Origin of the sequence: Pseudomonas algeriensis, assembly GCF_048847255.1 — a bacterium.
Taxonomy (GTDB): Bacteria; Pseudomonadota; Gammaproteobacteria; order Pseudomonadales; family Pseudomonadaceae; genus Aquipseudomonas.
The window spans coordinates 1-26,391 of the sequence record NZ_JBKKRK010000008.1; the positions used below are offsets into that span (position 1 = coordinate 1).

At 58.2% G+C, this 26,391-nt stretch carries 27 protein-coding genes; 16 read left to right on the top strand and 11 right to left on the bottom strand.

Features of this window, described 5'->3' with window-relative positions; genetic code table 11:
- Positions 1-438: 438 nt before the first annotated feature.
- Both ACLK1G_RS13825 and ACLK1G_RS13830 read right to left on the bottom strand, forming a co-directional pair.
- On the bottom strand, positions 439-1,659 hold the full coding sequence (locus tag ACLK1G_RS13825; protein ID WP_420765930.1) for a CaiB/BaiF CoA transferase family protein: 1,221 nt from the start codon (positions 1,657-1,659) through the stop codon (positions 439-441).
- Between the two features lie 13 nt (positions 1,660-1,672).
- Complete coding sequence (locus tag ACLK1G_RS13830; RefSeq protein WP_039593369.1) at positions 1,673-2,854, bottom strand: acyl-CoA dehydrogenase; 1,182 nt, start codon at positions 2,852-2,854, stop codon at positions 1,673-1,675.
- Between the two features lie 155 nt (positions 2,855-3,009).
- Here ACLK1G_RS13830 and ACLK1G_RS13835 point away from each other — a divergent pair, with 155 nt between their 5' ends.
- The 10 genes from ACLK1G_RS13835 (at position 3,010) to ACLK1G_RS13880 (ending at position 12,837) form a co-directional block, all read left to right on the top strand.
- Positions 3,010-3,906, top strand: coding sequence for a LysR family transcriptional regulator (locus ACLK1G_RS13835; RefSeq protein ID WP_420765931.1), 897 nt, complete (start codon positions 3,010-3,012; stop codon positions 3,904-3,906).
- A gap of 436 nt (positions 3,907-4,342) precedes the next feature.
- Positions 4,343-5,464 (top strand): Re/Si-specific NAD(P)(+) transhydrogenase subunit alpha, encoded by a 1,122-nt coding sequence (locus ACLK1G_RS13840; protein ID WP_420765932.1) that lies wholly within the window; start codon positions 4,343-4,345, stop codon positions 5,462-5,464.
- Between the two features lie 15 nt (positions 5,465-5,479).
- Positions 5,480-5,803 carry an NAD(P) transhydrogenase subunit alpha part 2 gene (locus tag ACLK1G_RS13845; protein ID WP_003187010.1) on the top strand — a complete coding sequence of 108 codons (324 nt, stop codon included), beginning with the start codon at positions 5,480-5,482 and terminating at the stop codon, positions 5,801-5,803.
- Positions 5,803-7,239: an NAD(P)(+) transhydrogenase (Re/Si-specific) subunit beta gene (locus ACLK1G_RS13850; protein WP_420765933.1), complete on the top strand. Its 1,437-nt coding sequence runs from the start codon at positions 5,803-5,805 to the stop codon at positions 7,237-7,239. The genes ACLK1G_RS13845 and ACLK1G_RS13850 overlap by 1 nt, the downstream gene beginning before the upstream one ends.
- Before the next feature lie 196 nt (positions 7,240-7,435).
- Positions 7,436-8,929, top strand: coding sequence for a succinyl-CoA:acetate CoA-transferase ScpC (gene scpC / locus ACLK1G_RS13855; RefSeq protein WP_420765934.1), 1,494 nt, complete (start codon positions 7,436-7,438; stop codon positions 8,927-8,929).
- Between the two features lie 318 nt (positions 8,930-9,247).
- Positions 9,248-9,463 carry a DUF1127 domain-containing protein gene (locus ACLK1G_RS13860; protein ID WP_181288343.1) on the top strand — a complete coding sequence of 72 codons (216 nt, stop codon included), beginning with the start codon at positions 9,248-9,250 and terminating at the stop codon, positions 9,461-9,463.
- A 335-nt stretch (positions 9,464-9,798) separates the two neighbouring features.
- Positions 9,799-10,116, top strand: a complete 318-nt coding sequence (locus ACLK1G_RS13865; protein WP_420765935.1) for a DUF2388 domain-containing protein — start codon at positions 9,799-9,801, stop codon at positions 10,114-10,116.
- Positions 10,117-10,222: 106 nt separating this feature from the next.
- Positions 10,223-10,531 carry a DUF2388 domain-containing protein gene (locus tag ACLK1G_RS13870; protein ID WP_420765936.1) on the top strand — a complete coding sequence of 103 codons (309 nt, stop codon included), beginning with the start codon at positions 10,223-10,225 and terminating at the stop codon, positions 10,529-10,531.
- Between the two features lie 27 nt (positions 10,532-10,558).
- Positions 10,559-10,879: a DUF2388 domain-containing protein gene (locus tag ACLK1G_RS13875; protein WP_420765937.1), complete on the top strand. Its 321-nt coding sequence runs from the start codon at positions 10,559-10,561 to the stop codon at positions 10,877-10,879.
- Positions 10,876-12,837 carry a DUF7844 domain-containing protein gene (locus tag ACLK1G_RS13880; RefSeq protein WP_420765938.1) on the top strand — a complete coding sequence of 654 codons (1,962 nt, stop codon included), beginning with the start codon at positions 10,876-10,878 and terminating at the stop codon, positions 12,835-12,837. Before ACLK1G_RS13875 ends, ACLK1G_RS13880 begins: the two co-directional genes overlap by 4 nt.
- 77 nt (positions 12,838-12,914) lie before the next feature.
- Here the strand turns inward: ACLK1G_RS13880 and trpA are convergent, their stop codons facing one another.
- Both trpA and trpB read right to left on the bottom strand, forming a co-directional pair.
- The gene (gene trpA / locus ACLK1G_RS13885) at positions 12,915-13,727 is read right to left on the bottom strand and encodes a tryptophan synthase subunit alpha (protein WP_420765939.1); all 813 of its coding nucleotides are present in this window, start codon (positions 13,725-13,727) and stop codon (positions 12,915-12,917) included.
- Entirely contained in the window at positions 13,727-14,959 is a 1,233-nt protein-coding gene (gene trpB, locus ACLK1G_RS13890; RefSeq protein WP_420765940.1) for a tryptophan synthase subunit beta, read from the bottom strand. Before trpB ends, trpA begins: the two co-directional genes overlap by 1 nt.
- Positions 14,960-15,071: 112 nt before the next feature.
- Between trpB and ACLK1G_RS13895 the strand changes: the two genes are divergently transcribed.
- A complete protein-coding gene (locus ACLK1G_RS13895; protein WP_420765941.1) occupies positions 15,072-15,965 on the top strand; it encodes a LysR family transcriptional regulator in 894 nt (297 codons plus the stop codon).
- On the opposite strand, the gene ACLK1G_RS13900 is transcribed toward ACLK1G_RS13895, so the two are convergent.
- Positions 15,962-16,288, bottom strand: coding sequence for an ElaB/YgaM/YqjD family protein (locus ACLK1G_RS13900; protein ID WP_420765942.1), 327 nt, complete (start codon positions 16,286-16,288; stop codon positions 15,962-15,964). The genes ACLK1G_RS13895 and ACLK1G_RS13900 overlap by 4 nt on opposite strands.
- A gap of 156 nt (positions 16,289-16,444) precedes the next feature.
- On the opposite strand from ACLK1G_RS13900, the gene ACLK1G_RS13905 reads away from it, so the two are divergent.
- Entirely contained in the window at positions 16,445-16,660 is a 216-nt protein-coding gene (locus ACLK1G_RS13905) for a dodecin (protein ID WP_003177209.1), read from the top strand.
- Between the two features lie 111 nt (positions 16,661-16,771).
- Entirely contained in the window at positions 16,772-16,996 is a 225-nt protein-coding gene (locus ACLK1G_RS13910; RefSeq protein WP_420765943.1) for a DUF1161 domain-containing protein, read from the top strand.
- Between the two features lie 54 nt (positions 16,997-17,050).
- On the opposite strand, the gene ACLK1G_RS13915 is transcribed toward ACLK1G_RS13910, so the two are convergent.
- Positions 17,051-18,052 carry an LLM class flavin-dependent oxidoreductase gene (locus tag ACLK1G_RS13915; RefSeq protein WP_420765944.1) on the bottom strand — a complete coding sequence of 334 codons (1,002 nt, stop codon included), beginning with the start codon at positions 18,050-18,052 and terminating at the stop codon, positions 17,051-17,053.
- A gap of 235 nt (positions 18,053-18,287) precedes the next feature.
- Between ACLK1G_RS13915 and ACLK1G_RS13920 the strand changes: the two genes are divergently transcribed.
- Both ACLK1G_RS13920 and ACLK1G_RS13925 read left to right on the top strand, forming a co-directional pair.
- Positions 18,288-18,719, top strand: a complete 432-nt coding sequence (locus ACLK1G_RS13920) for an OsmC family protein (protein ID WP_420765945.1) — start codon at positions 18,288-18,290, stop codon at positions 18,717-18,719.
- 137 nt (positions 18,720-18,856) lie between these two features.
- A complete protein-coding gene (locus tag ACLK1G_RS13925) occupies positions 18,857-19,090 on the top strand; it encodes a DUF1161 domain-containing protein (RefSeq protein WP_420765946.1) in 234 nt (77 codons plus the stop codon).
- A gap of 6 nt (positions 19,091-19,096) precedes the next feature.
- On the opposite strand, the gene ACLK1G_RS13930 is transcribed toward ACLK1G_RS13925, so the two are convergent.
- Positions 19,097-19,525: a PA0061/PA0062 family lipoprotein gene (locus ACLK1G_RS13930; protein ID WP_420765947.1), complete on the bottom strand. Its 429-nt coding sequence runs from the start codon at positions 19,523-19,525 to the stop codon at positions 19,097-19,099.
- Positions 19,526-19,563: 38 nt separating this feature from the next.
- Positions 19,564-19,977: a PA0061/PA0062 family lipoprotein gene (locus tag ACLK1G_RS13935; RefSeq protein WP_420765948.1), complete on the bottom strand. Its 414-nt coding sequence runs from the start codon at positions 19,975-19,977 to the stop codon at positions 19,564-19,566.
- Positions 19,978-20,036: 59 nt separating this feature from the next.
- Between ACLK1G_RS13935 and ACLK1G_RS13940 the strand changes: the two genes are divergently transcribed.
- Positions 20,037-21,116, top strand: coding sequence for an aminopeptidase (locus ACLK1G_RS13940; RefSeq protein ID WP_420765949.1), 1,080 nt, complete (start codon positions 20,037-20,039; stop codon positions 21,114-21,116).
- Between the two features lie 132 nt (positions 21,117-21,248).
- Here the strand turns inward: ACLK1G_RS13940 and ACLK1G_RS13945 are convergent, their stop codons facing one another.
- The 3 genes from ACLK1G_RS13945 to tssM are packed head-to-tail and all read right to left on the bottom strand — an operon-like array spanning position 21,249 to position 26,391.
- Positions 21,249-22,211 (bottom strand): serine/threonine-protein kinase, encoded by a 963-nt coding sequence (locus ACLK1G_RS13945; RefSeq protein ID WP_420765950.1) that lies wholly within the window; start codon positions 22,209-22,211, stop codon positions 21,249-21,251.
- On the bottom strand, positions 22,208-22,936 hold the full coding sequence (locus ACLK1G_RS13950; protein ID WP_420765951.1) for a PP2C family protein-serine/threonine phosphatase: 729 nt from the start codon (positions 22,934-22,936) through the stop codon (positions 22,208-22,210). Before ACLK1G_RS13950 ends, ACLK1G_RS13945 begins: the two co-directional genes overlap by 4 nt.
- Positions 22,936-26,391 carry a type VI secretion system membrane subunit TssM gene (tssM, locus tag ACLK1G_RS13955; protein WP_420765952.1) on the bottom strand — a complete coding sequence of 1,152 codons (3,456 nt, stop codon included), beginning with the start codon at positions 26,389-26,391 and terminating at the stop codon, positions 22,936-22,938. Before tssM ends, ACLK1G_RS13950 begins: the two co-directional genes overlap by 1 nt.

Here is a 26,391-nt window from a genome sequence, read left to right on the forward strand (position 1 = left end):
GTCTCAACCGAGGCGCGCATTCTACAGCGCCCCGTGTATCTGTCAAGCGGTTATTTTAAGAAGTTTTCAAAGTTTCGCTTGGAAATCCTTAACAACTTCAACCACTTGCGCTTTCGATCTCTCGTTAGCGGGAGGCGAATTCTACAGCGTTACCCGCTGCTGTCAACACCTCTTTTTTACCGCTTTCGACCGAGAGGATCGAACCGTCGATAGCGCCCAACAAACCGGCCCACCCACTCCTTCCGCGCCTCGATGAACTGAAGCGAAGCACTTACCGAAACTTGGTTAACTCGTTGAAACTCAAGGAGTTTTCCGTTTCGATTGCGCCGGAAGTGGGGCGAATTATAGACATCCAGAATTTGCCGTCAACCCTTTATTTTGTTTTCTATCAATCAGATACCCAAATGACCGCAAGCGCCCTTCTATATAGAAGGGAGGCTACAGGACGCCGGAGTCCCGCAAGGTCGCTATCGCTGCAGTATCCAGCCCCAGTACCCGCTGCAACACCTCCATCGTATGTTCGCCTAATAAGGGAGGCGCGTTTCTATATTCAATCGGCGTATCGGACAAGCGAATAGGGCTGGCTACTTGCGGCACTGTACCGGCCAACAGGTGGGGCAACTCGATCGCCAACCCGCGAGCCTGCACCTGAGGATCGGCAAACACCTGGGCCAAATCGTTGATAGGGCCACACGGCACTCCGGCTTGCTCCAACTGAACCACCCACTCGGAAGTCGTCTTGAATACCGTCGCCTGGCGAATCAACGGGATCAGTGCCGCCCGGTTCGCCACTCGCATCTTGTTCGTCGCGAACCGGGGATCATCGGCCCACTGCGGTTGGCCGGCGACCTCGGCGAATTTTCGAAATTGACCGTCGTTACCCACCGTAAGGATGAAGTCACCATCAGCTGTGGGAAAATCCTGGTAAGGCACGATATTGGGATGCGCATTTCCCAACCGCTTCGGCGCACTGCCTGTGGTCAGGTAATTCATTGCCTGGTTGGCCAGGCATGCCACCTGAACATCCAGCAAAGCCATATCGATATGCTGCCCACCTCCGGCATGGTCGCGATGAGCCAACGCCGCCAGGATGGCAGCGGTCGAATACAAGCCGGTCAGAATATCCGTCAATGCAACACCGACTTTCACCGGCCCAGCTCCCTCTTCCCCTTCCGGTCGACCGGTAAGGCTCATCAAGCCTCCCAGCCCTTGGATCATGAAGTCATACCCGGCGCGCTTGGCATATGGCCCCGTCTGGCCAAAACCGGTGATCGAACAATAGATCAACTGCGGATTGATAGCCTTTATCGAGTCGTAATCCAGGCCATAGGCAGCGAGTCCACCCACCTTGAAGTTTTCGATCAGAATGTCGGACTTCGCCGCTAGCTCCCGGATCAGCTTCTGGCCCTCGGGGCGAGTAAAATCGATCGTGACCGATTGCTTGTTGCGATTGGCCGCTAGGTAATAAGCCGCCTCGGTCGTGTTCTCGCCGTAAGCGTCCTTAAGGAAGGGCGGGCCCCACGCACGCGTATCATCACCATTGCCAGGGCGCTCGACCTTGATGACATCCGCGCCCAGGTCCGCCAGGATCTGCCCAGCCCAAGGCCCGGCCAGGACCCTTGATAAATCCAATACCCTCAGATGCGAAAGCGCGCCCATCGCCGGCCTCCTATTAATAGAACGCCTGAATACCGGTTTGCGCGCGCCCCAGGATCAACGCATGGACATCATGGGTGCCTTCGTAGGTATTCACCACTTCCAAGTTCACTAGGTGACGAGCAATGCCGAATTCGTCGGATATACCGTTGCCGCCCAACATGTCTCGGGCCATGCGCGCGATATCCAGAGATTTACCGCAAGAATTACGCTTCATGATCGAGGTAATCTCCACCGCAGCCGAGCCCTCGTCTTTCATGCGCCCCAGACGCAAGCAGCCTTGCAGCGCGAGGGTGATTTCCGTCTGCATGTCGGCCAGCTTCTTCTGGATCAACTGATTTGCCGCCAACGGGCGTCCGAACTGTTGCCGATCAAGCGTGTACTGACGGGCGGTGTGCCAGCAAAACTCAGCGGCCCCCAACGCCCCCCAGGAGATGCCATAGCGTGCCGAGTTCAGGCAAGTAAACGGCCCCTTCAGGCCTCGGACGTCTGGAAAGATGTTCTCCTCCGGAACGAATACATTGTCCATGACGATTTCGCCAGTAATCGACGCGCGCAGCCCGACCTTGCCGTGAATAGCCGGCGCACTCAGGCCTTTCCAGCCTTTTTCCAGGACGAAGCCGCGGATATCGCCAGCGTCGTCTTTGCCCCAGACGACAAACACATCAGCGATCGGGCTGTTGGTGATCCACATCTTGCTACCCGTCAAGCTGTAGCCGCCTTCCACTTTCCGCGCGCGAGTAATCATCGCGCCCGGGTCGGAACCGTGGTTTGGCTCAGTCAGGCCGAAACAGCCGATCCATTCGCCCGAAGCCAGCTTCGGTAAATATTTCTGTTTTTGCGCCTCGGTCCCGAATTCATTGATGGGCACCATGACCAGCGAGGATTGCACGCTCATCATCGAGCGATAGCCGGAATCGACGCGCTCCACTTCCCTGGCAATAAGGCCATAGCTGACATAGTTCAATCCGCTGCCACCGTATTGCTCGGGAATGGTCGCCCCCAGCAGGCCCACTTCGCCCATTTCACGAAAAATCGCCGGGTCGGTCTTTTCATGACGGAACGCTTCCAGCACTCGAGGCGCGAGCTTCTGCTGGGCAAATTGTTCGGCGGTGTCACGAATCATTCGCTCTTCTTCTGTGAGCTGCTGATCCAACAACAGTGGGTCGATCCAGTTGAAGCTCGCTTTACCGGCCATGAGAAACCTCGCCAATGAGATGAAAATTTGTGGATTGATCCTAGGCGCGGTTTCCTACTAGAGCAAACGAGGATTCCGCATGTTGTTGTGCTAATTTCTCACTCCGTAAAAGGCGAAAAGGCCGTTTATGCCCTTCACGAGTGAGGTCTCCGTACATGCGCCGCAAGATTCCCAGCACCGCCGCCCTGGTCAGCTTCGAGGCCGCGGCCCGCCATGAAAGCTTTACCAAGGCCGCGCAAGAGCTTTCGCTCACACAGGGCGCGATATGCCGACAGGTTGCCAGCCTGGAAGAGTTTCTGAGCGTGGAACTCTTTCGACGTTCAAGGCGCGGCGTAAAGCTGACCGAAGCAGGGCTTTCCTACAGTCGTCGAATTGCCATGCAGCTGGACGCGGTCGAGCGTGACACTCTGTCAGTCATGGGCCATACCGGCGCGAACGTCATCGAGCTGGCGGTAGTGCCAACATTCGGTACGCAATGGTTGTTGCCACGGCTGAAGGATTTTCAAAAGCAGCACCCCGAAGTTACGGTCAACCTGACCAACCGAACACGCCCTTTCCTCTTTGCCGACACCGATTTTGATGCCGCCATCTATTTCGGCGATGCCGATTGGTCCGGTACCGAATCCCACAAGTTGATGGGCGAAAACCCGATGCCGGTATGCAGCCCGGCATTACTGGGAAACCGAAAGGCGCTGACACCGGAGGCTATTGCTCAATTGCCACTGCTTCAGCAGACCACCCGCCCCTATGCATGGCGCCAATGGTTCAGCTCGCAGGAGCTGAACATTGCACGGGACCTGACAGGACCGCGTTATGAACTATTCTCGATGTTGGCCCAAGCAGCCATGCATGACATGGGAATCGCGTTGATCCCGCCTTTTCTGATCCAGCGCGAACTGGCGGAGGGTCGTTTGGTAATCGCCAATCGCAACGCATTGTCGAGCATCAAGGCGTATTACCTGATGATTCCCGAACGAAAGGTGAAATCTGCTTCGCTTCAGGCGTTTCGCGACTGGCTGGTAAACCAGGCCAAGGGCTATCTCCTTGAATAGCAATGCAAAATTACGATCTTGACTACGTAGTCAGTTTATTAGGATCGCTACAGATATAAGCTTATGTCGCATAAAACCAAACTGTTATGGAAGAAGTACAATCGTCCCACAACCGGCTAAATACGTGGCTTTGAGCCACATTCTCCAACGCATGCTTACGTATTCACCTTGACAATGTAAAAAGTAAGACGATTCCCCGCCTATCCCTTGAAGAACAAGGCTTCACGGGCAATTGAACCTGATGGTTGCGACACTAGGTCACAGGGTGACTTGTAGTTAATTTTTCGTCACACGTCATAATCCCTTGAAGGGCAGAATTTTCGCCTGCAAAATGCCGCGCCCCGCCTGAAGAGGCGAGGTCGTGCTGATCGGCCGCCCCAGCCGCACCATCCGAAGTGCCTGGGTTTACTCAATAAGATCACGCAGGAGATTTGACGTGCACATTGGTGTTCCCCTCGAAACCCAAACGGGTGAAACACGGGTTGCTGCTACCCCGGAAACCATCAAGAAGCTCATCGGCCAAGGCCATAAGGTTACTGTTCAAAGTGGCGCCGGTATCAAGGCCAGCGTGGTCGACACTGCTTACGAAGCGGCGGGCGCAACTATTGGCAGCGCCAGCGATGCGTTCGGGGCCGAACTGATCCTCAAGGTGGTCGCCCCCAGCGATAGCGAACTGGTGCTGATCAAGAGCGGCAGCGTTCTGGTGGGCATGCTCAATCCGTTCAATAACGAGACCATTACCAAGCTGGCCGAGCGCGGCATTACCGCATTCGCCCTTGAGGCCGCCCCACGCACGTCCCGGGCCCAAAGCCTGGATGTGTTGTCGTCTCAAGCGAACATTGCCGGGTATAAGGCCGTGCTGCTGGCCGCCCATCACTATCCACGCTTCATGCCGATGCTGATGACAGCGGCGGGCACCGTGAAAGCGGCGCGAGTATTGATCCTTGGCGCCGGTGTGGCGGGGCTGCAGGCAATTGCCACGGCCAAGCGCCTGGGTGCTGTGATCGAGGCTTCGGATGTGCGGCCCGCGGTAAAGGAACAAATCGAATCCCTCGGCGCCAAGTTCGTCGACGTGCCTTACGAAACCGACGAAGAGCGCGAATGCGCCGTCGGCGTTGGAGGTTACGCCCGGCCCATGCCTGCCAGCTGGATGCAGCGTCAGGCATGGGCTGTGCACGAGCGCGCCAAACAAGCTGACATTGTCATTACCACGGCACTGATTCCGGGCCGCAAGGCACCGACGCTGCTAAGCGCCGAAACCGTCGCGCAAATGAAACCCGGCTCGGTGGTCATCGACCTCGCGGCAGCCCAGGGCGGCAATTGCCCGCTGACCGTGGCCGACCAGGTGGTTGTCGAGAACGGCGTCACCATCGTCGGCCCGACCAACCTGGCTGGCGAAGTCGCGGCCGATGCCTCGGCGCTGTACGCCCGTAACCTGCTGGACTTCCTGAAGCTGGTCTTCACCAAGGAAGGCCAGTTCGACGTGAACCTGGAAGACGACATCGTCGCAGCGTGCCTGATGTGCCGCGACGGCCAAGTCATCCGCAAAAACGCCTAAGCAGGGATTCAGACAATGGAAGAGCTTATCTCCCCCGGTATCTACAACCTGATCATCTTTGTGCTGGCCATTTATGTCGGTTACCACGTGGTCTGGAACGTAACGCCTGCGCTGCATACGCCGCTGATGGCGGTGACCAACGCCATTTCGGCCATCGTGATCGTCGGCGCGATGCTCGCCGCCGCCCTGACCGTAACGCCTCTGGGCAAGACCATGGGTACTCTCGCCGTGGCCCTGGCAGCGGTGAACGTGTTCGGTGGCTTCCTGGTGACGCGCCGCATGCTCGAGATGTTCAAGAAAAAAGCCCCGAAAGCCGTAAAAGAAGAGGCGCCCAAGTAATGAGCATGAACCTGGTAACGACGCTCTACCTGATTGCGTCCATCTGCTTCATCCAAGCCCTCAAAGGCCTGTCGCACCCTACCACCTCCCGTCGCGGCAACCTGTTCGGCATGCTCGGCATGGCATTGGCGGTGCTTACTACCGTCGGACTTATCTACAAACTGGGAGCCGAGCTGGCGACTGCCGGCATTGGTTATGTCATCGTTGGCTTGTTGATCGGCGGCACCGCCGGTTCGATCATGGCCAAGCGTGTCGAGATGACCAAGATGCCGGAGCTGGTGGCGTTCATGCACAGCATGATCGGCCTGGCGGCGGTGTTCATTGCCATCGCCGCTGTCGTCGAGCCGCAATCGCTGGGCATCGTCAAGCAATTGGGGGATTCGATTCCGGCGGGTAACCGTCTGGAGCTGTTCCTTGGCGCGGCAATCGGCGCAATCACGTTCTCCGGTTCGGTGATCGCCTTCGGCAAGCTGTCGGGCAAGTACAAGTTCCGCCTGTTCCAAGGCGCTCCGGTGCAGTTTGGCGGTCAGCACAAGCTCAACCTGATCCTGGGCCTCGCCACACTGGGCTTGGGCCTGGCTTTCATGTTCACCGGCAACCTCGGCGCATTCGCCTTGATGCTGGCCCTGGCGTTTGTCCTGGGCGTGCTGATCATCATCCCGATCGGCGGTGCGGACATGCCGGTGGTGGTCTCGATGCTCAACAGCTATTCCGGTTGGGCCGCAGCGGGCATCGGCTTCTCGCTGAACAACTCGATGCTGATTATTGCAGGCTCGTTGGTGGGTTCGAGCGGCGCGATCCTCTCGTACATCATGTGCAAGGCGATGAACCGCTCGTTCTTCAACGTACTGCTCGGCGGTTTCGGCAACGCCGCAGATGCTGCTGGCCCGGCAGGCTCCAAAGAAGCCCGCCCAGTGAAATCCGGCTCGGCTGACGACGCGACTTTCCTGCTGACCAACGCCGATACGGTGATCATCGTTCCAGGCTATGGCTTGGCGGTCGCCCGGGCGCAGCACGCGTTGAAAGAACTGACCGAGAAGCTGACCCACCACGGCGTGACGGTGAAATACGCAATCCACCCGGTTGCCGGTCGTATGCCCGGCCACATGAACGTCCTGCTGGCCGAGGCCGAAGTGCCTTACGACCAGGTATTCGAGATGGAAGACATCAACTCCGAGTTCGGCCAGGCCGACGTGGTGTTGGTGCTGGGCGCCAACGACGTGGTCAACCCGGCGGCGAAGAACGATCCGAAGTCGCCGATTGCCGGCATGCCGATTCTCGAGGCGTTCAAGGCCAAGACCATCATTGTCAACAAGCGCTCGATGGCCAGCGGTTATGCCGGCCTGGACAACGAGCTGTTCTATCTCGACAAGACCATGATGGTGTTCGGCGACGCCAAGAAGATCATCGAAGACATGGTCAAAGCAGTGGAATAAGCGTCAGCTGTTTATCAAAACGCCCCGACTTGTCGGGGCGTTTTGATTTGTATCAAGGCAAAGCGTTACCGATCCGGTAATGATGTTTTGCCTGAAACGCCCGTAATAGAGGCCTTAAATGCGACTTTTGTAGCGGGTCGGGCTCGGCGCGAATTCTCTAGACTGCGCATCCAGCTTCCAGCCCGAGAAACCATTCATGTACCGTGATCGTATCCGCCTGCCTTCGTTGTTGAATAAAGTGATGAGCGCTGCCGAGGCAGCCTTGCTCATTGAAGACGGAATGACCGTCGGCATGAGCGGCTTTACCCGCGCCGGAGAAGCGAAGGCCGTGCCGCACGCACTGGCCGAACGCGCCAAGGTCACGCCGCTGAAAATCAGCCTGATGACCGGAGCAAGCCTGGGCAACGATCTGGATAAGCAGCTCACCGAAGCTGGCGTACTGGCACGACGCATGCCCTTCCAGGTGGACAGCACCCTACGCAAGGCCATCAACGCAGGCGAGGTGATGTTCATCGACCAGCATCTTTCGGAAACCGTCGAACAGATGCGTAACGCCCAGCTCACGTTGCCAGATATTGCAGTGATCGAAGCGGTGGCGATCACCGAGCAAGGTCATATCGTGCCGACCACGTCGGTAGGTAACTCCGCCAGCTTTGCAATCTTCGCCAAGCAAGTGATCGTGGAGATCAACCTGGCCCATAATCCAGATTTGGAAGGCCTGCACGACATTTACATCCCCAGCTATCGTCCAACTCGCCTGCCGATCCCCCTGGTGAAGGTTGACGACCGTATCGGCAGCACCGCCATCCCGATCCCACCGGACAAAATCGCCGCCATTGTCATCTCACAACAATCAGATTCCCCTTCGACGGTCTTGCCGCCGGATGACGACACCCAGGCCATCGCCGACCATCTGATCAGCTTTTTCAAGCAAGAAGTCGCGGCCGGGCGCATGACCAACAAGCTTGGCCCTCTGCAGGCCGGCATCGGCAGCATTGCCAACGCAGTGATGTGCGGATTGATCGACTCTCCGTTTGAAGAACTGACCATGTATTCCGAGGTATTGCAGGACTCCACATTCGACCTCATCGATGCCGGCAAGCTGAGTTTCGCCTCTGGCAGCTCCATTACGTTGTCCGCTCGGCGCAACACGGATGTCTTTGGGAATCTGGCGAAATACAAGGACAAACTGGTGCTGCGCCCGCAGGAGATCTCCAACCATCCGGAGGTAGTGCGACGCCTGGGCATCATCGGCATCAACACGGCGCTGGAATTCGACCTGTATGGCAACGTCAACTCGACTCACGTATGCGGCACGCGAATGATGAATGGCATTGGGGGTTCGGGGGATTTTGCCAGGAACGCACACTTGGCTATTTTCGTGACCAAGTCCATTGCCAAGGGCGGCGCCATTTCCAGCGTCGTTCCGATGGTTAGCCATGTGGACCATACCGAGCATGATGTCGACATCCTGGTGACCGAGATTGGACTGGCTGACTTGCGGGGCTTGGCGCCACGCGAACGGGCGCGGGCGATCATCGAAAACTGCGTGCATCCATCCTATCGCCAGGCATTGAACGAGTATTTCCAGGCGGCAAGCGCCTTGGGCGGACATACGCCGCATATTTTGCGGGACGCACTCAGCTGGCACATGAACCTGGAAGCAACCGGACGCATGCTTGCGGTTTGATACAGCTGGATCACCGTTAGGACTAAAACAGTTTCATAAATCCAAAGGGCTCGGCAAATTCTTTGCAGAAACTGTACTTCTGTACCGGTGATTTCTTACAGTCATATCCCACAAAACACAGCCAGGCACTGAATAACGCACCAATTTAGTGCCGATAGATACAGTTGCCTCAAGATTGACCAGTACACCGCCCTTTAACAGTTAACTGGTCTCTTACAATACAGATGAACTGTATCTACAGGGACTGGCCAAACGGGAGGATCATGAGCACCAGTTAAACCACTACCTAATCCCGCCACAAGCGGAAGGATGTCAACCATGGAACGTACACTCAGTTCCGAGCTGTTTTTCGAAGACAAAGCTGAAAAAAACCAGGCTTCCATGCCTCTTCGCGTTATCGCTAACCTGATGCTGTGGCAGCGCCGCATTGCCAGCCGCCATCAATTGGCCCGTCTGGATTCGCGCCTGCTGGCAGATGCCGGTATCAGCGAAGCACAGCGCTACGAAGAGCTGAGCAAGCCGTTCTGGCGCTAATTCAGCGTCGCTGGCCCTGACCCATCGGGTCCATCGCCAGCACCGAATTGAATAAACAAGACCCGTCGTGGGAAACCGCGACGGGTCTTGTCGTTTTCGAGCCTGAACCGGTCTGAGACCGGGAAGTAGAACAGTTATAAAAAAACTATTCAGGCACCAGTACAGTTTGTTGGATGGGGATTATCTTGCCTTGGGACGAGCCAAGGACCATTGCAAAGCTGTAAGCAAACGCGATCTGTCCTAATATTGATGCAACCGTGGCGAAGCGAGTCGAGCATGTGTCTCCCCTTCCAGCTACAGGCACCGGTATCACCTCATATACAAGGAGCTCCATCATGTCCCGTCTTCGCCTGCTCAGCGCAGTAGCGCTGTTGGCCGTAGCTGCTCAGTCCAACGCCAGCAGCTTCATCGTCACCACCGACTCCATTGTCGGCGCCCTCAAGGCCACGTCCGACGTAACCTCCGATGCAACCTCATCACTGCGTGACAATAAAATCGTTCAAGCCGCACGTGACGACGCCGCCAGCTTCGTGGCCAGCGAAGGCGCTATCCGCGGTGTGAAACTGGAGAGTGCATTGGATTACATCCGCCAGCAGGCACCGCAGCTCAACGCCACCGATGCGCAGCTTGCACAGGCCATCCTGGTAATCTGATGCAACATGAAACATTGGGCACCCAAGGGTGCTCCGATGTTTCCGCGCTGGCCCTGGCCCGCAGGTTTGCGCTAGCCTTCAAGCTCGCCAACAACCGTCGAGTCCCATGCGTTTTTACTCAAAACTTTACAGCGCCTGTTTATTCACAGTTTTTTGCTGGTCTGTCCCGGCCCATGCCTTCGATGTGTCCACCCAACAAGTGGTCGCCAGTGGCTACGCTACGAGCCTGGTGACCTCCGCACCCTTCGACAATAAACGGGTCGTCGCCGCTCGTGATGACGCCGCCGCGTTCATTGCCAGCGAAGGACAATTCCGAGGTGCGCAATTGGAGTCGGCCCTGGACTACCTGCGCCGGAACCAGCCGAAACTTCACGCCAGCGACCTTGAACTGGCACAGGCAATTCTCGTCCAATAACTATCTTTAATTCTCCGGAGTCGTTCCATGCGTAGCCCGCTGATTGCTGCCGCCCTTGGCCTGCTGGTGTTGGCCGATGTGGCCCAGGCACATACCCTGGTAGCCACCAGTAACATCATCGTTCGCGCCTCCCAGCGTTCGATTGATTTCACCTCTGACACCACCACATCCATTCGTGACTCAAAGATTGTCCGCGAAGCTCACGATGACGCTGCCAGCTTCGTCGCCAGCAACGGCGAGATTCGTGGCGCTCATCTCGAAGCGGCCTTCCAGACATTGCGTACCCGCGTACCGGAAGCCCGCGACGCCAGCGACCAGGTTCTCGCCGAAGCTATCCTCGCATTGTGAGGCGGCTGGCCGCCTGGCTGACTGCCGGGGTTGTGCTGCTTCTGAGCGGCACAGCCCAGGCCGGTCTCCAGTTACATCTCAATAGCGATGGCTTGAGCCCGGCACAACAACAGGCCAGCCAGGCACTGCTCGATGAAGCCATGCAGGCATTGCCGCCACGCTTCATCGAGCGACTGGACCGGCGCATCGATGTCGGCTGGACCGATCGGATGCCCGCAAACGCCTACGGCCAGGCTTCACTGGTGTCGCAGTTGGACTTGAACCGGAACCTGCTGGACAGCCTCACCGATGGCAGCGCCGCCAAGCAAAAGACCTTGCGCCCCCACGGCACCGTGCGGCGCGAAATGCTCGCTACCGTGCTGCACGAACTGACTCATATCTATGACCGCTCGCGCCTTTGGCCAAATGCCGAACGTGTGCTGATCCAACGCTGTACTCGGCGTAACAGCAGCGCCGGGCTGATCGGCATGACGGATGAGTGCAGAGGCCAGAACGACCGGCGCTTCACGCTCAGCGATGATCCTCGCCTGCTGGATCTCGCCGGCTGGCCGCAATATGTGGGCCGTCGCGGCGAACGCGAGCAGCACAACCGTCAGGTTGCCCGCAGCCCGGACCTCTATGAGACAAGCAGTCCCAAGGAGTTCGTCGCGGTCAATATGGAGTATTTCCTCCTCGATCCAAGCTACGCCTGCCGACGTCCCGCGCTGTATCGCTATTACCGTGAGCACTTTGGCTGGGCGCCCGCCGCCAAGGACACCTGCTCCACGTCGTTCGCCTTTCTCAATGCCGGCAATGATTTTGCCAAGACACCACTGGGCAAGGTCGATCCGGAACGCGTCTATGCCATCGACTACCTGTTGGCTGAAGCCAACCAGAACTGGGTCAGCCGTTGGGGCCATAGCATGCTCCGCCTGGTGATATGCGCACCGGGCCGTCCACGTGGGCCAGATTGCCGATTGGATCTGGACCAACACCTGGTGCTGTCGTACCGCGCCTTCGTAGGCGACGTTCAACTGTCGAGTTGGGATGGCCTGGTGGGCAAATACCCGTCGCGTCTGTTCGTACTGCCGTTGGCCCAGGTCATCGATGAGTACACCAAGACCGAACTGCGCAGCCTGGCGTCGGTGCCCCTCAAGCTGTCGCGCACCGAAATCGAAGAAACGGTCGAACACGCCGCCGAAATGCATTGGAGCTATGACGGCAACTATTACTTCCTCTCCAATAATTGCGCGGTAGAAAGCTTGAAGCTGCTGCGCAGCGGCAGTAATAACGAACAGCTCAAGGGCCTGGACAGCATCATGCCCAACGGTCTGCTGGAAGTGCTCAAGGGCCGTGGCTTGGCCGACACCAGTGTGCTGGATGATCCCAAGGAAGCCTTGCGCCTGGGTTACCGCTTCGACTCATTCCGCGAACGCTACCAAGCCATGTTCGACGTTCTGAAAAAACGCCTGCCGATACGGCAACAAACCGTCGAAGACTGGCTCGCGCTGGACGCTGCCGAACGCCGCGTTTGGTTTGAACAGGCCGACCTGCGCACCAGCGCGGCATTGCTATTGCTGGAACAGGCCAGTTTCCGTCGGCAATTGCTGCTCGCCCAGGATGAAGTCAAACAGCGCTACCTTGGCGCGCGTGAGCTTCAAAACGGTGGCATGGAGAGAGCCAACGCGACGTTGCAACAGATTCTCGCCAATAGCGGCTTCCTGAGCCGTCCAGCCGAACTGCTGGGCAGCAGCGGCTACGGATTGCCACAACCCAGCGAATGGCAGCGATTGGAATCGGAAAGCAGCCTGCGCCAGAAACAGCTTCAAACGCTGACCGGCGACTTGGATAAGGAAGTCAGGGCATTGCTTGAACCGAGCCGCGCTGCTGAAATCGCCGCGAGCGAGGCCAATGTGAAGGAGATCGGCGAACATCTGCGCAAGCTGCACAAAGCCGCAGGTGGGTTGGAGTTGCCGTGACTGCCAAGCCTTGAAGCGATAACAAAAAGGGGTTCGGAACCCAGTTCCGAACCCCTTTTTCATTGGCGCGAGCCAAATCAGCCAAGACGCGCCTTACGTACACCATCAGCCAAGGCCGCGCACAAGCTCAACACACCATCAATCGCCTGTTCCGACGTATCGGCGCTGGCGATATGGTCGATCAGCGCGGAGCCGACCACTACGCCGTCGGCCAACCGGGCGATGGCTGCCGCCTGTTCCGGGGTGCGAATACCGAAGCCAATGCTGATCGGCAGATCGGTATGCCGACGCAGACGCGCCACCGCTTCTTCTACATGCTCCAGCGTCGCGGCACCGGCACCGGTCACACCCGCGACCGACACGTAATAAACGAACCCCGAGCTGCCGTTGAGCACGGTCGGCAAACGCACATCATCGGTGGTTGGCGTTGTCAGACGGATGAAATCCAGGCCGGCAGCCTGGGCCGGCTCGCACAGTTCGCTGTTGTGCTCGGGCGGCATGTCCACGACGATCAGGCCATCGACACCGCTATCCAGCGCTTCGCCGATGAAACGCTGCACGCCATAACGATGGATCGGGTTGAAGTACCCCATCAGCACCAGCGGCGTCTCGGTATTGTCCTTGCGGAACTCCCGAACCATCTGCAGGGTTTTCGCAAGGTTCTGCTGGGCGCCCAAGGCACGAATGTTCGCCAATTGGATTGCCGGGCCGTCGGCCATCGGATCGGTGAACGGCATGCCCAACTCAATAACATCGGCGCCGGCGGCAGGCAGGCCCTTGAGGATCGCCAGCGACGTGTCGTAGCCCGGATCGCCAGCCGTGACAAACGTCACCAGGGCGGCACGGTTCTGTGTTTTGAGTTCGGCAAAACGGGTTTGCAGGCGGCTCATCAGTGTTTCTCCTGCTGGGACTGTTCCATGTGGTGCATCACGGTTTGCATGTCTTTATCGCCACGGCCGGACAGGTTGACCACCATCAGGTGATCCTTGGGCAGGTTTGGTGCGCGCTTGAACACTTCAGCCAAGGCATGGGCACTCTCCAAGGCAGGAATAATCCCTTCCAGGCGGCAGCATTTATGGAACGCTTCCAAAGCTTCGGCATCGGTGATGGAGGTGTATTGGACGCGGCCAATGTCATGCAACCAGGCGTGTTCAGGGCCAATGCCGGGGTAGTCGAGGCCAGCAGAGATCGAATGCGCGTCGATGATCTGGCCGTCCTCATCCTGCAACAGGAAGGTACGATTACCGTGCAGCACGCCTGGAACCCCACCGTTCAGGCTCGCCGCATGCTTGCCGGTCTCGATGCCGTAGCCCGCCGCTTCGACTCCAATGATTTCAACGCTCTTGTCATCGAGGAATGGGTGAAACAGGCCCATGGCATTGGAGCCACCGCCGATGCACGCCACCAGGCTGTCCGGCAGACGACCCTCCTGGGCTTGCAGCTGGTCACGGGTTTCCTTGCCGATCACGGCTTGGAAGTCGCGGACCATCTCTGGATAGGGGTGCGGGCCGGCTACAGTGCCGATCAAGTAAAACGTGCTGTCGACGTTGGTCACCCAGTCACGCAGCGCCTCGTTCATCGCATCCTTGAGTGTGCCGGTACCGGCGATCACGGGGATGACTTCGGCGCCAAGCAGCTTCATCCGAAACACGTTGGCCTGCTGGCGCTCGATGTCGGTGGTGCCCATATAGATTACGCAGTCCAGGCCAAAACGAGCGGCCACGGTGGCAGTGGCCACCCCATGCATGCCGGCGCCGGTCTCGGCGATGATGCGTTTCTTGCCCATGCGCCGCGCCAGCAGGATCTGGCCGATGCAGTTGTTGATCTTGTGCGCGCCCGTGTGATTCAGTTCTTCACGCTTGAGGTAGATCTTCGCGCCGCCGCAGAACTCCGTCAGGCGCTCGGCGAAATACAGCGGGCTTGGACGACCCACATAGTCCCGTTGGAAGTAGGCCAATTCCTCGATGAACGCAGGATCTTCCTTTGCCGTTTCGTATTCACGGGCCAGATCAAGGATCAGCGGCATCAGCGTTTCCGCGACATAACGGCCGCCGAACGCGCCAAACAGGCCGTTGGCATCGGGACCGCTGCGCAGGTTGAAAGGGGTCGTAGGCTGGGTCATCGGGCGCTCCAGGCGAATGCGTAGAAAAAACAATGAGCCCACTCTACCCCTGACATATCGCTCTGAAAACCGATAAGATCGCCGCAACCTGTCAGAAAAACTCACAAATGCCATGAGCCACGATCTGCCACCGCTCAACGCCCTGCGTGCCTTCGAGGCCACTGCCCGCCTGAACAGCGTAAGCCAGGCGGCGGAACAGCTGCACGTCACCCACGGCGCGGTTAGTCGACAACTCAAAGTGCTGGAAGAGCACTTGGGGATCAGCCTGTTCGTCAAGGATGGGCGAGGCCTGAAACTCACAGATGCGGGACTGCGCCTGCGTGACGCCAGCGCCGATGCGTTCGAGCGCCTGCGCACCGTTTGCGCCGAGCTGACCCAAAGCACAGCGGACGCCCCGTTCGTGTTGGGCTGCTCGGGAAGCTTGTTGGCGCGTTGGTTCATCCCCCGCCTGGGCAGGCTCAATGCCGATCTGCCTGATTTGCGCCTGCACCTGTCCGCAGGTGAGGGCGACCTCGACCCGAGGCGCCCAGGGCTGGACGCCCTACTGGTATTCGCCGAACCACCCTGGCCGGCAGACATGCATGTGTATGAACTGGCCAACGAGCGGATCGGGCCGGTGATGAGCCCTCACTACGTGGGCTTTACCCGCTTGTGCAATGCATCCGCCACTGCGCTGCTGGGCGAACCGCTGTTGCACACCACCTCACGCCCCCAGGCCTGGCCCACTTGGGCACGGCAAAATGCCCTGGAACCCCAAGCACTGAAGTTGGGGCAAGGTTTCGAGCATTTGTATTATTTGCTGGAGGCGGCCGTGGCCGGGCTTGGCGTGGCGATCGCTCCCGAGCCCCTGGTGACCGAGGACTTGCGGGCTGGTCGCCTGGTCGCGCCATGGGGGTTCGGTGAAACCCCCGCACGACTGGCGCTATGGTTGCCCAAGCGCGCCGCAGACGGGCGCGCCCGGCAATTGGCGCAGTGGCTCAGGCATGAGCTGAACCCATCGAACTAGTTACCGCGCTTGCACAACAAGTAAGCGGCCAACAGACCCAGTGCGCCAACGGCAACGCCAGCGGTGGTCCATGGATGTTCCTGAGCGTAGTCGCGCGTGGCGATCCCGGTTTCGCGGGTTTTCACCTTCACCTCTTCATACGCATCGCTGAGCAGATGCCGAGAATGTTTCAGTGCGCTTTCGGCATTTGCCTTAAGCGACTTGAGCGTCCTACGCGACTCGTCCGACGCGTCGTCCTTCAGGCTTTCCAACGACTTGAGCAGACTCTCGATCTCCGCTTCCATGCTTTGCAACGAGGCTTTGCGTAACGAAGTGCTGGCCATGGTGGCTCTCTCCTGCAGTGGTTGAGTAGCGTGTGTGGATTGGGACTGCGACCGTTTGGGAAAGTGCACTAAATCTGAACTTTCCAAGCGTAAACGGCGCCACATGTAAGGCGAAAAATCGCTGCTAGGCTGTTTAAGACAACCAAGGAGAACGTCATGAGTGATCACCACACGTACAAAAAAGTCGAGCTGGTCGGTTCGTCTCCCACCAGCATTGAAGACGCCATCAACAATGCCCTGGCCGAGGCCAGCAAGAGCCTCAAGCACTTGGAATGGTTCGAAGTTACGGAAACCCGGGGCCACATCGAAAATGGCCGGGCCGCGCACTTCCAGGTGACCATCAAGGTTGGGTTCCGGATCGCCAACAGCTGAGTTCTTTGAACTTGCACGCTGGCGGAGTGCCATAGGGAATGGCGATGCGCTATTGGGCGCATCACGTCTTTACGAAACCTCCCTATCTGATCCGACCGAGGAGTGCGAGCGATGAAGAAGTTGATGGTGGCCCTGGGTTTGCTGAGCCTTGCGGGTACTGCGTTTGCGGCCGGCAAGCCATGCGAGGAGTTAAAGAGCGAAATCGCAGCGAAGCTCGATACCAAAGGCGTGTCGGGTTATTCGCTGGAGATCGTCGATAAAGGTGCAGCGGGTGACGGAAAAGTCGTCGGCACCTGTGAGGGCGGTTCGAAAGAAATCGTCTACATACGCAGCTGATAACGCGCTCAGATCAAAGCCGACGCATCGCGTCGGCTTTTTATTGGCCGCGACTCAGCCTTTCATGACCTGTGCCAGCAGTTCATACGAGTGCAGGCGGTCGGCGTGCTCATAGAGGTCGCTGGTGAAGATCAGCTCATCGGCCTGAGTCTGTTCGATCAACACCTCCAACTTGGCGCGGATCTTCTGAGGACCGCCAATCATGGCCAGGCCAAGGAAATCCCCCACCGCTTCCTTCTCATGGGGCAGCCATAGACCATTCATGGTTTCCACCGGCGGGCGCTGCACCAGGCTCTGGCCGCGCATCAATGCCAGGATCCGCTGGTACACCGACGTCGCCAGGTAATCGGCCTGCTCGTCCGTGTCAGCCGCCACCAAAGGCACCCCGAGCATCACGTACGGCTTGTCGAGTACGGCCGACGGTTGGAAGTGATTGCGATAAACACGAATCGCCTCGTGCATGAACCGCGGTGCGAAATGGGAGGCGAACGCGTAGGGCAAACCGCGCTCCCCGGCCAACTGCGCACTGAACAGGCTAGAACCCAACAGCCACACCGGTACATTCGTTCCCGTGCCGGGCATGGCGATGATGCGTTGGTCGGGGGTACGCGGGCCGAGATAGCGCATCAGTTCGGCCACGTCATCAGGGAAATCATCAGCACTGCCGGAGCGTTCGCGGCGTAGTGCACGCGCGGTCATCTGGTCGGAACCGGGGGCGCGTCCCAACCCAAGGTCGATCCGGCCCGGAAATAGACTTTCCAAGGTGCCGAACTGTTCGGCGATCACCAACGGCGCGTGGTTGGGCAGCATCACCCCGCCCGAGCCGACGCGGATGGTCGACGTCCCCCCCGCCAGGTAGCCCAGCAACACCGCCGTCGCGGAGCTGGCGATGCCGTCCATGTTGTGGTGTTCCGCCACCCAGAAACGGGTGTAGCCAAACTTTTCCACGTGCTGCGCCAAATCCAGGGAATTGCGCAGGGACTGGGCTGCATTGCCGTCAGCGCGGACGGGCACAAGGTCGAGGGTTGAAAATTTAACTTCGGACAGCTGTTTCATGGGCCGGCATCTCCAACGGCGTACGAGCTTTTCTGTAGGCGAAAGCCTGCCGTTTCTCTAGGTGTGTCCTATGAATGTGGGCATATACCCGAGTTTCAATAGTAGCGAAGAATTTTCCTACTAAATTAGTCGACTAATCGACCGGGTGAACTTTATCGGCCGGTCTATCCTCACAATCCTGGCATTGAAAAATACCCAGGCGCGAACCCTCGCGCCGAATCATGAGGAGGCACACATGGCTATCGTCAAGAAAGCATCGGCTCACTGGGAAGGTGACCTGAAGACCGGCATAGGCTCCATCTCCACGGAAACCGGCGTGTTGCGCGAAGCGCCCTATGGTTTCAAGGCACGTTTTGAAGGCGGCAAGGGCACCAACCCTGAAGAACTGATCGGCGCGGCCCACGCGGGCTGCTTCTCCATGGCGTTTTCGATGATCCTTGGCGACGCCGGGCTCAAGGCCGACAGCATCGACACCAACGCCGAAGTGACCCTGGACCAGGTCGACGGCGGCTTTGCGATCACCGCGATCAAGCTGATTCTCAAAGCCAAGATTCCCGGCGCCAGCCAACAGCAATTCGAAGAGCTGAGCAACAAGGCCAAGGAAGGTTGCCCGGTTTCCAAGGTGCTCAACGCCAACATCACCCTGGACGCGACCCTGGTGAACTGACGAACCGAGAAGGTCGCGGTCTCCCGAGGCCGCGGTCTTCTATGGTTTATCCGCTATTTACCCGAAGGCAACTGTGGTCGAATGCAGGTCTGCAGTTTCAGCGCACAGGCGTGCGCGCTGTATTGAGGAGTTCGAGCATGAAACGTTTGGCCTTGGCAGTCATCGGTTGCGCACTGACCACATCGGCCCTCGCGGCACCCAAGCCCTGCGAAGAATTGAAAGCAGAGATCGAAGCCAAGATCCAGGCCGCAAACGTGTCCTCATACACCTTGGAAATCGTCACCAACGACGAAGTCCACGACCAGAACATGGTGGTGGGCAGTTGCGATAACGGCACCAAGAAAATCATCTACCAGAAGAACGACCGCTAGGCAGCGCTACATCAAACAATTGGCCTGTCGATCCTCGGCAACGATTTCACGCTTGGCGTTATAGAGCCGGGCACTGGGGGAGTACGCCAGATTACGAGCCTCCAGGCGATAACGCTGGCCGGCCTCGAAATGGTCGTAGCGCACGATCAGATAGCACAGCCGTTCCTTCGGGTCGTTCATCATGCCCAGCCCACCGCCCGCGCCGAACACCTCGAAGTCGAAGCGCACCTTGAGTTCGTGGCTACCGGGTGAAACCTGAAAAAAGCGTCCGTCCCGCAGCCGCTGGCCGTCCAGGCTTTCAGCCATCAGCAGCTTGCCGCCCGGCATAGGGGTGGCGAAGTCGACCCAGGCCATGTTCGGGTCCATCTCGGGCAATGGGCTCGTCGCGCATCCGCTCAATGTCGCAAGAGCCAAAAACAACGTGGGTAGGCGCATGATGATTTCCTGAAGTCAGGCCCCGAGCATAGCGCCAATCAGCTTTGCTGGCAGCCTGCCGGCGTGCCTTGGCCCACCACGTTGCGCTGTTGGTCGTAAAGCTTGGCCCACGGCCGGAACCCGATACTGCCTGCTTGCAACTGATAGCGCTGGCCCGCGTTGAAATCCTTGAATTTTACGTTCAACCGGCAATCGCGCCACAGCGGCTCGGCATCTGGCCCGATGTTGCCCGGCTCCACGGCAAATTGATAACGCACCGTCAGCTCATGGCTACCCGGTTGAACCTCGAAATAACGCCGGTCGATGGATGCCTTGTCATCGACTTCCAACGCTTGCAACGCCGTGTCCCGATGGTTACCTAGGTCAATCCACGCCTGGGAGGGATCTGGATCGGGCAAACCGGCACAGCCGGTCAGCAGCAACAGGCCACTTGTCAGCATCAACACGCGCATAGCGAAGCTCCGGGCAGGCGAGATAGTCTTGAGGCAGACTTCCCAGGGTGATTCCAAAATTGATCAGGCAGCGTTCACGCCATCGGTTACTCGACCGTGTTTTCAGGATTTTGTTTCCGGCCTTCCTGCTTTTGTTACTCAACGGTTGTACAAGCGTCGGTTATTACGGCCAGCTCGCCAGCGGACAATGGCGACTGCTGCAAGCACGCGAGCCCATCGACCGGGTCATTGCCGACCCCACCCGTGATTCCGGATTGCGCACCCATCTGGCTCAGGCCCGTGAGGCCCGCGCGTTCGCCAGCACACACCTGCACCTGCCCGACAACCAGAGCTATCGCCTGTACGCGGACATCGGCCGCCCCTTCGTCGTCTGGAACGTCTTCGCCACCCCGGAGTTTTCCCTGGCCCCGCTAACCCACTGTTTTCCCATCGCCGGTTGCGTAGCGTATCGGGGCTATTACAGCCAGGGCGCCGCCCGGGGCGAGGCCGCTTTGCAGCGTTTGCGAGGCATGGATGTGTCGATTGCCGGCGTAGAGGCCTACTCGACGCTGGGCTGGTTCGACGACCCGATCCTCAGTTCGATGCTGCATTGGGGCGACGAACGCCTGGCGACGCTGATCTTTCATGAACTGGCGCACCAACGCGTCTACGTGAAGGACGACACGGAGTTCAACGAATCATTCGCCACCTTCGTCGAGCAGGAAGGCACCCGCCAATGGCGCGCCCATCGCGGCCTGGCGCCGGACAACGGCAACCGATTGCGCCAGCGCGACCAGTTCATCCAGTTGATCCTCGACACCCGCCAACGGCTGGAAACCCTCTACGCCCAACCCCTACCGACCGAGCAGATGCGCCAACGCAAAGCCGAGGAATTCGAACGCCTGCGCGCCGACTACGCGCACCTACGCGACAGCCAATGGGCCGGCGACAAACGCTACGACGCCTGGATCTACGCGCCCCTGAACAACGCCCGAATATTGCCGTTCGGCCTGTACGACCAATGGGTGCCGGCGTTCGGGGCGTTATTCAAGCGTGAGGGCGAGGATTGGCTGGCGTTTTACAGCGCGGTGGAAAAACTCGGCCGCTTGCCAACCGTAGAGCGCAAGGCAGCGCTGAAGGCGCTGGCCTCAACCAATTGACGGCAAACGAACAAAGCCTGATCGCGAGCACGCCCAAAACCTCAACCCAGCCAAGCCCCCCGGTGGGAGCGAGCCTGCTCGCGATCGCGGCCCAACAGCCAATACATATTCCGGGAATACCAACCAGCCCCTCTACCACCAGAACGAACCACCGGCCCAAACCTCACGCAACTGCGCGGCGCTGAGGTTTCGCCGCGCTGGATCAAAGGCCAGCGTTGTGCGTAATGCCGACCAGCAACGCCTGGGCATGTTGCGCGGGACCTTGAGTTGGCGTTCCAGCCCTGTATCGCGGGCCTCAGATGAAGCCAAACGCCGGTATGGATGCTTGCCACTCGCCAGTTCGTAGAGCACGCAAGCCAGGCTGTACAGATCGGCATGAGCCGAGAGCGGTGCGCCTTCAAGTACTTCGGGGGAGGCATACCCCGGGGTCCAGGCCTTGAGACGCTGGCGGTTCAAGGAAGGCAGGTTTTTCAACGGCCCTTCTTGCGCAGTGCCCAGCCCAAAATCGAACAGCCTCACTCCCGTTTCGCTCAACATGATGTTGCTTGGCTTGATATCGCCGTGCAGTACACCTCGACTGTGGATATATGCCAAGGCGTCTAGCAGAGGCAATGCAATTGCCCTCAGCTCTGACCATGGCAAACCGAGCGGACATTCGCAGAGCAATTTGTCCAAGGTCAGCCCGCGCATCAGCTCCATCGTGAAAAAAGCCTTACGATGAACCGCATCCACTGCGAAGGTGTATGGGCGCAGCACGTTAGGGTGAAATAAACGCCGCGTCAGGGCAAATTCGCTAAAAAGTAGCGCGCTGGCGTCAGGGGACGAGTCGAACTCCTCGCTGAGTATCTTCAGCGCAATGTACGGATCCGGATCGCCAAACTGTTCATGCAGCAAGTCCCGGGCCCGATACACAACCCCCATACCGCCAGCACCGAGCAAACGCTCGAGACAGTAACGTCCTGCAAATATCTCTGGCGTTTCGCCAGTAGTGTGCGGGCTCGGTACCGCGACACTCGATGTTTCGGCAAAAAGAGAAGCGCTGAAATGATTCTCGTCGCTGTCCCGGAATTCGGGGGCTGCCTCAGGACTTTTCATTCGCCAATCATTACGGCCGTCAGGTTATCCCGCGCCGATCCGCTCAAGACCCCCTCGAAAAGCTGCGCCATTACCTTGTTGGGTGACATCAGGCTCATTGCCTCGCCCAGCTTCTGGCTGCTCAATTCCTGATACAAACCGTCGCTGCACAGCAAAAAAGCATCGCCACAACGAACATCGAATTCGAGTATTTCAAGCCTCAACTCCTGCGAGGCTCCTACCGCACGAGTCAATGCGTTGCCCGCAGGATGGGCATTTGCCTCGTCAAGGCCAACCAGCCGCTGATCCACCAATTGCTGGCGCAATGAATGATCCTTGGATAATTGATAGAGCCGTCGGTTACGCCATAGATAACAACGACTGTCGCCTGCCCAGATACAAACAGCACGATTACCTTCCAGCAACAGCACTACCACCGTGCTACCCATGATGCCGAGTGAATTTTCAGCGGTGACGGTCAACTCCTGGCTCAGACGTCGATTGGTCCAGTGCAGGCACTGGCGCACGGCTCTCGAACGCTGATCGATATCTCGATACAGGGGCAACTCAGCCAGGTTGGAAACGATCAACTGGCTGGCGATATCGCCATTCGAATGACCGCCCATCCCGTCGGCGACCGCCCATAACCCCAGCCGTGGGCTGTCCAGGAAAGCGTCCTCGTTTCGCCGGCGGACCTTGCCGGGATCGGTGCGAGCGGCGCTACGCCAGTGGCCTGCGTAATGCATCAGAGCTGTACCGGCATTCTGAAAGTACGTAGCACGGCCATGTCGAAAGGGTTCGGCGTGCGCTGGCTTATCAACAAATAATTGGCGCGCATGCCGCCGACATCAGCCTTGAGCACGCGTACGTCACGGCCCGTCAGGTATTCCGTCTGCATCAAATCGAGCAAACGAAACAATGACCATGGCCCGGTATTCTTCTCAACGCCGATCCCTCGCCCTCCGGCCATTTTATCCAGCACAAGAGATGTCCTGCCGCCCTGCTCCTCACTTGGCCAGGTAAAGGCTACTGACTGTATGGGGCCGTGACGGTACTCCAGCGTTTTATCACCAAAGCGGAACTCAGCTCGACTTACTGACGGGTCGAGCGTGTATGGCTCGAGCTTGAAATGCACTTGTGGCTCGGCACGGCTTTCCAGGAAAAAGCTCTGGCGGATGGTATGTATGCTCGCCATCTGCTCAAGAAAGGTTTTGGTTATAGGCAAGCTCTGGCCGTCAATAGTGCGCACTCGATAATGCCCTGGTTGACCGTCGACGAATGGACGCATATAGCTTTCAAAAAATCGGTCAGCAACGCCTTGGCCTTTGAAGAACTCCTGAAAATCATTGATAGCGACATCGCTGGTGCCGTGGGCATTGAACGGATACCGCTTGTTGATTGACCTCCGATAAAAACCATAGAGCTCGCTTTGATAGCGCTCGTTCAGGTAGCGGTATGAATCCTTTAGTACCAAGCGCCAACTATCCTCGGCCAGCCCGCTGAACCATTGATTGACTGGGTGTGGCAAGCGTGTAGACGCCCTACGCATTTCACTCAGTGCATCGCTCTGGCCAGCCATCCGATGTCTCGCCAGTTCGTAGGCGGCTTGCTCCGGCGCACTTGCACGAACTAGGTTCGCAAATTGGGTTTGGGTGTCGTCGAGGGCCCGAAGTGCCAAGGTCAGGTCCGCGTCCGGGCCGTTGTCTGTATCCAGCAAACGGTGCAATGGTTCGAAACGCCGTTGCAAGGATTTCTGTCCCGTGTCCGGCAGATCCCGCCTCACCGAATCGGAGACTTTGCTTGCGACGGAGGCAATCTGGCCAGTGTTCACTGCCGCCTGCGAAGCGTCGTCCATACGCTCGACGATCCCCCCAATCCTGGTGTTCTCACGCACCTGTATCAGCAAGTGCAATACAGGTGAATGGGCTGAAGTCAGGCCCGCCAATTGGTCGGCGACTTCGCCTGCGCCGTGAATCGGCTGCAGCGCGACCTGACCGACCGCCTCGCTCCAGAGATTTGCATAGTCGCGAAAATACAACTGTTCGAGCTCTATCCGCATACGGCGCAAGTCCAAGCTTGTAAGACTTGCCCCCTCCCCAAGGACCCAATCGTCACGTAGCAGTCCAGTAATCAGCGCCACGCCCTGAATCGAGAAGTACTGCTCGTAACCCTGGCGGGTATAAAAGCCCGGAATGATGTGATCAGTGCCTACCAGCAACGACCCCTGCGGTCCCAAATGCTGGCTAAGTCTGTAATGAGGCAGATGGTTGGCCTGATCACGCAGCATGCGGTAAACAACAGCCGCCAGGGATTCACTCCGCAGTGTCTTCCTAGCCAAGTTCACCAGTGATTCGTCGAGGCCATGAACGAAAGGTTGCTCCAATAGGCGTCCGAAATGGCCATTCAACCCATCTTGTATGGACGCATCACCGGGGTAACGCAGCGACCAAGCCTGGGCGACCCAAGCCCTGAGCCAGGCGGCATCGCGACGTTCCGGCAGGGCCAGCATCAAATATGCGCGCAGGCTGTTTAATACCCGGTCGCGCTCATTTAGGTTGCTGCGGATTTGCTCTTCCAACATCTGCGCAACCCGAGGTAACAGTTGCGACATCAGTTCATGCTCATAAGCCTTGAGCACTGTGGGGCCAACTGCAGCACCTTGATAAAGCCCGCCACGCTCGTATAACGACACGCCTGTTTCGGGAGGAAAAACTCGTGCCGCCTCGAGACGGAGATCAAGCGATTCCAAAGTTACGATCAAATCATCGTCGGTGACTTGCGATGAGTGCTGCTCCCAACGTTGAGTCAACTCACGCAAATTTTCCAAGCGTTCATTGTTGGCAGTGAAACCGTTGGCCCATAACAATCCAAATAAACTCAAAGTCATCAGCGCACCGATGTACATCGCGCGCTGCCCCCAATAAACACGACTGCGTCCTCGCTGATCAAGACACGTCAGGCCGGCTTCAGGGAAGATGACCTTGGTAAGCAAGTGATGGATAAAATAGCCGTTGCGATCGTCCCTCCGGGGCGCAGCCCTCATCGAAATACCAGCTCCCGCATGGTCAGGGCCGGAGGCAGAGGTCAAGTAAACGCCTCGCAGCGGGCAGGTGTCCCCGCTTAAAATCAGTTCGACTACCGAGCTGATCTGCGGACCGATCTGTGCCAACTGCTGTGGGAAATCCAGGATCAAGCCACGCCGTACAATGTCGCGCTCCCCGTGCAGACGCATGAGTACCTGGCTGTTGATCCGACGCAGCAATGCCTCGAACTCGGCTCGCAACACCTCCACGTTGCTGTCGTGTTGGTCTCGACTACAACTGGCGCCCAACACTTGGTCACGTTCTTCCCGCGTCAAAGAATCAAAGAACTCCTTGAACCCAATCAAACTGTCAGCTTTGCTTAGGATCAGATAAATAGGCACATCAGCGCGCAGCTGCCGTCGAACTTCCTGAAGACGCCCCCGAATCTGCCAAGACAGCGTGGCGATCTCTTCTTCACTTCCCATCAACAAAGTTTCGACAGGCACTGTTACCAGGATGCCGCACAGCGGTCGGTTACGACGACGCTTGCGCAGCAGCTCGAGCAAACCGCTCCAGGCACTGGCGTCGGCGTCTATTTCCAACTGGGTCAAATAGCGCCCAGGAGTATCGATCAACACCGCTTGCTCTGCGAAATACCAGTCACAGCTGTGCGTGCCGGATATGTCAGCTGGCCTTCGCTCACGCCGGCTGAGCGATAGATCAAGACCCGAGGAACCGAGCAGACTGGTTTTTCCGCTAGCGACGGGGCCCACCAATAAGTACCAAGGCAGGTCACTGCGTCCGCGTCTGCCAAGACCGGAATGGAACGTTGAGGCGCGTAACGCTCTCGTAGCCTCCTTGAAGCGCGTGCGCAGTTCGCGTCGGTCGTCGTCAATCCTGGCTTGGTCGAGCGCGCCAGGAGGGGAAACGGCAGCCTGCCTGGCCCGCCTTGTTGTACCGGCTCGCCGATCGAACCAAACCATTCCCAGCCCCCAACCCAGGAACAACGCGCTGATCGTAAGCAGACGTGCCGTGGGGCTAGCCCAGAACTTGTAGTCATTCACCGCAAAAAGCGGCCCCAAAAGCCACACCAACAAGCACACGCTCAATACGCATGACAGCGTCCAGACCCAAGCCTGGGACAACCAGGCACCAATTTTCCTGAAAAGCAATTTCAT